We start from the raw sequence: 4,726 nt of genomic DNA on the forward strand, positions 1-4,726 counted from the left end.
GGCCGACGGCCGGATCACCGGCCGTCGGCCACCGCGACGGTTGATGAGACCCTTGCCCCGTCCCGCCGGGCGGACCCGATCGGTCACCGGTGGGCCGGGGCAGTTGTTCTGCCTTCGGTGCTGACGCGTCCGACGACACCCGGGGAAGCGGTCGATCGAGCGGATCAACCCGGGTGCGTGCCAGGGCGGCATGTTTGTGCACCTGACGGCGTCTCCACGGGACAGGTGTGAGCCGGCTCCGCGTGACAGGTGTGAGCCGGCCCGGGAGGGGCCTTACTCTCCCGTGTCGTGGCGGCCTGCGCCGGCCTCCAGCTTGCGCCGGATTCGGGCGCGCTCCTCGGCGTCACCGGTGTGGTGGGCGGTGTTGCGTATCGGGTGGTGCCGACCGGCGGCCATGACGAGAACGGGCTTGTGAAGCGGGGCGATGTGCTGGGTGGGGTCGCCGTCGACGGCGATCAGGTCGGCGCTCATACCGGGTAGGAGCCGCCCGGTGATGTCCTTCAGACCGCAGACTTCGGCGGCGACGTCGGTCGCGCTGGCGATCGCCTGGCGGGGGGTCATTCCGGCGTCGACGTAGACGTCCAGGCAGTCGGCGTAGCGTTCGAAGTGGACGAACGGGATGCCGGCGTCGGTGCCGGCGACCACGACGGCGTCCAGGGCGATGAGCTGTCGGAGGTTGCCGATCACCGAGTCCCGTTCGTCCCAGGGACACATGTAGTGCTCGGCGGTACAAGCGGTGTTCATCGCGGGGCTGACGGCGATGCCCCGTTCGACGATCATCGAGGCGATACGGGGATCGAATCGGGTACCGGTCCGCGTGACCCAGCCGCAGTGCTCGATGCAGTCGACACCGGCGAGGACGGCTCGTTCGATGCCTTCGGTGCCTAGTGCATGGGTGGTCACCGGCAGGCCGTCGGCATGCGCCTGGGTGACGAGAGCGGTCAGTTCGTCGACGGTGTAACGGGCTTCGGACGGATGGCTACCCGGTGTCATGAACCCGCCCGTGGTCATCACCTTGACCAGGTCGGCGCCTTGCTCGGCGTGCCGACGTACCTGTGCCCGTATCTCGTCGATTCCGTCGGCAATGCCGCCCATGGCCCAGGCGTGACCCCCGGTGACCGTGATCGGTGCGTTCGCCGCCAGCATCCGGGGGGTGGCGTGGGGCAAGGTGGTGAGCAGGTCCCGTATCTCGGTGCCCAGGGTGCCGGGTGCGCCCAGGTCGCGGGCGGTGGTGACCCCGGCGTCGAGCAACCGCTGGGCGTTGGCCACCATCAGCCGACGCAGCGCCTCCTGGTCGGACGACATCTCGGTGAGGACGGTGTCGGACTCCGGATCCAGACAGAGGTGCACATGGCAGTCGATGAGTCCGGGCATCAGGGTGGTGTCACCGAGGTCGGTAACGGCCTCGGTGGTGTCTGCCCAACTCGGCGCGGAGCCGCGGGGACCGGCGTAGGTGATCGTGTCGCCTTCCACACACACCATCGCGTCGTGGATCAGTGGTGCGGACGAGTCGGTCAGCAGCCTGGCGGCCGCGAGGGCGGTGCGGGTGGTCACGACTGCCTCCGGTAGTCCTGGATCGCCGTGCACAGGCGGTCGATGTCGTCGGTGGTGTTGTAGTAGTGGAACGCGACGCGCAGGTTCGACCCGCGCGGTGAGGTGACGATCCGGCGCGCGGTCAGGAATGCCGCCAGGGCGTTCGGGTCGGTGTCGACCACGGCGACCTGGGGTCCGGGCCGGGCATCGGGGGCCGGCGCACTCAGTGTCTCGCCCGCCTCGGTCAGCCGGGCGCCGGCCTCGGCGACCAGGTTCTGGACGTGCGCCCACCGGGTGGCCGGGTCGACCTGGTCGAGTGTTTCGATTCCGGCCCGCGCCGCGTACACCGAGGGGATGGCCCACGTACCGGATTCGAAGCGGCGGGCCTCCGCGGGGAATTCGAGGTTGGTCGGATCGAAGTCGAACGGGTTCGGACGGCCGAACCAGCCGGTCATCCGCGGCGGGTGCTGGTCCGTGACACCGGAGCGGGCGAACAGCACCGCGATCCCGGCAAGGCCGAGCATGTACTTCAGGGTGCCCGCGATGAGGTAGTCGCAGTCGATCTCGGTCACGTCGATGGGAACCACGCCGGCCGCCTGGTAGGCGTCGACCAGCACGCGTGCCCCCACTGCGCGCGCGTGTTTGGCGATCTCGTTGACCGGCTGGAGGGATCCGTTCGTATACAGCGCCAATGGGACCGACACCAGACGGGTGCTGTCGTCGATCTGGGCGCGGTATGCCTCCACCACACCGAGCGTCCGCATCGCGTCCTGGCTGACCCACCGCACGTTGCCGGGTGCCGGGCGCTGAGCGTGCAGTACCTGGCCTACGCTGGGGAACTCCGCGGCCATCGAGACGATCACACCGTCTCCGGTGAAATCCACCGCGTTGGCCACCTGAAACGCGCCGTGCGATGCGGAGGGCACAAGGGCGATCTCGTCGGCGGATGCGTTGAGGAAGCCCGCCAGCGCGCCCCGCAGCTGTGCGACCTCCACCATCCACGCGTCCCAGGGCGCGCCCTGGTCCCGCAGCGCATAGGCCATTTCCGTCATCGCCGTCGTGACACGCTGAGCGATCGCGCCGTGACTGCATGAAGCCAGGTGTGTGGTGTCGGCCAAGCTGGGGAACTGTGCCCGGAAGCGGTCGGGATCCATGTGTCTCCTCTGCGTGAACAACATCTTGCGACTTTCAGTCACAGTGAACACTCGTCAGCATGGCTACGCAATACCGAGGAAAGAAATCCGCTTCCGTGGGGTTGACGGGACGGGGTGCATCACTGACATTGATGCGAGTTCACCACGGCTGAAGGTGGCGGCAACGTTCGCTTCAGCCCAGTCAAGGCCGTGTGCCGATCGGAGTGGCATGTCTAGACCATCGACCCCAGCGGCCGGGCGCACCCCCCGGCACCGCCGGCACTGGCTCCTGCTGGCCGTCGCGCCGGTGTGGTGCATCGGTGCGATCCCCCTGGTCAACCGCATTGACTACGTTTTTGGTTCGATCCCTTTCCTGCTGCTCTGGATGACACTCGGTGTGCTGTTCGGATCGGCCGCCATTGCCGCCGTCTACCGCATCGACCGCTCCCACGGCGACGCGGACCGGGTTTAGGAGCGCGGCATGGCGATGTTTCTGGCTTTCGTGATCGCGATCGGCTCCATCGTGTGGGGCACCTTGGCGGCCGCTCGCGGTCGGACGATGAATCTTCAGGAATGGTCCGTCGGCGGTCGGCGCTTCGGCACCCTGCTCTTCTGGTTCCTGCTCGTCGGGGAAACCTTCACCACGTCCGCGCTGCTCGGCGCGTCACAGGCTGTGTTCAGCAACGGCGCACCCGGCTTCTTCACTCTCGGCACCGTGGTTCTGACCGCCACGGTCGGCTACTGGATCGTCCCCAAGATCTGGCGTGCCGGTAAGCGACGTGAACTGGTGACCATGGGGGACTACTTCACCGCCCGGTTCGAAGCACCATGGTTCGGTGGCCTGATCGCTGTCTTCGGCATCGTCGCGCTGCTGCTCTACGGTCAGTTGCAGCTGACCGGCCTGAGCCTCATCCTGGCCAGCCTTTTCGGCACCGCAGTGCCGTCCGTCGCCTACGTCGTGGCCGGCGGTGTCCTCGTGGCCGCGTTCGTACTGGTCGGCGGCATGCGCAGCGCCGCCTACACAGCGATCGTCAAGGACATTCTGCTGGTCGCGGTCCTGCTCGTGATCACCGTCGGCGCGGCGAAGGCGGCCGGTGCCGACGGCCTGCTGGGGATCTTCGACGGTGTCAAACATGCCCACCCCACCGCGGCCACGCTCCCGGGCATCCACGGGGGCACCGCAACCGGCACCTGGTGGTGGACGAGCTTCCTGCTGCTTGTCCCGCTGGGCGCCTTCGTCCTGCCCCATGTGTTCCAGGTGTCCTACACCGCCAAGGACGTGGCGACGATCCGCCGCAACCAGGTGACCCAGCCGTTGTACTCGCTCTTCTACGTCCTGATCATCATCATCGCGTTCGCCGCGCTGCTCGCGCTGCCGCATCTGCCCGACCATCAGGCCAACCAGTCACTGCTCGTGTTCGTACAGGAGAAGTACCCGGACTGGGTCATCGGGATCCTCGGAGGCGCGGGCATCCTCATCGCACTTGTGCCCACCGCCGTGCTCATGCTGGCGGCCAGCAGCCTGTTCAGCCGCAACGTCATCGGCGCCCTGTCGCCGCGCTGGTCCTCGTCGCTGGCACTGCCCCGGATCGGGCTCATCCTGTTCACCGGGCTGTCCGTGCTCCTGGCCGCCACCAGCAACGCCAAGTTGCTCACCATCATGACCAGCGTGTACAGCGCCGTCGGTCAGCTGGCGCCCTCGCTGTTCCTGTCCATGCTGTGGCGACGGGTGACCGCGCAGGGACTGGCCGCCGGTGCCATCTGCGGCGGGCTGGTCGTCGCGGTCCCCGACCTGGGTTCCGCCGTGCTTGACGTCCTGCCCTCCGGAATGGTCGTCGGCCTGCCCGCCCTCGTCATCAACCTCATCGTGACCGTCGCGGTGACCCTGGTGACCGCGCCTCCCTCGGACACCGCGATCGACCTCGGGACCGGAGAGGAGATGTCCGACGACGCGGAGCGAGCGGGAGAGGCCAGCCTCGCCGGATGACCTGAACCGCGCGTCGGGGTGGGGGCCGCGGGGGGGGGGGCGGGGCCGGCGCCCCCCCCCCCCCCCCCCGCCG

Annotated in this window: 4 protein-coding genes; 2 read left to right on the forward strand and 2 right to left on the reverse strand. The window is 68.3% G+C overall.

The annotated features are described in order from the left end of the window. Positions 1–273 precede the first annotated feature (273 nt). Together ACWEKM_RS28730 and ACWEKM_RS28735 are read right to left on the reverse strand one after the other, a co-directional pair. Positions 274–1,554: an amidohydrolase family protein gene (locus tag ACWEKM_RS28730; RefSeq protein WP_451624153.1), complete on the reverse strand. Its 1,281-nt coding sequence runs from the start codon at positions 1,552–1,554 to the stop codon at positions 274–276. Next, entirely contained in the window at positions 1,551–2,585 is a 1,035-nt protein-coding gene (locus ACWEKM_RS28735; RefSeq protein ID WP_451624154.1) for an aminotransferase class V-fold PLP-dependent enzyme, read from the reverse strand. The genes ACWEKM_RS28730 and ACWEKM_RS28735 overlap by 4 nt, the downstream gene beginning before the upstream one ends. Before the next feature lie 310 nt (positions 2,586–2,895). Here ACWEKM_RS28735 and ACWEKM_RS28740 point away from each other — a divergent pair, with 310 nt between their 5' ends. Beyond that, complete coding sequence (locus ACWEKM_RS28740; RefSeq protein ID WP_451624155.1) at positions 2,896–3,138, forward strand: DUF3311 domain-containing protein; 243 nt, start codon at positions 2,896–2,898, stop codon at positions 3,136–3,138. Between the two features lie 9 nt (positions 3,139–3,147). After that, positions 3,148–4,653, forward strand: coding sequence for a sodium:solute symporter family protein (locus ACWEKM_RS28745; protein WP_451624156.1), 1,506 nt, complete (start codon positions 3,148–3,150; stop codon positions 4,651–4,653). Positions 4,654–4,726: the final 73 nt, after the last annotated feature.

Source organism: Streptomyces sp. NPDC004752 (assembly GCF_053601275.1).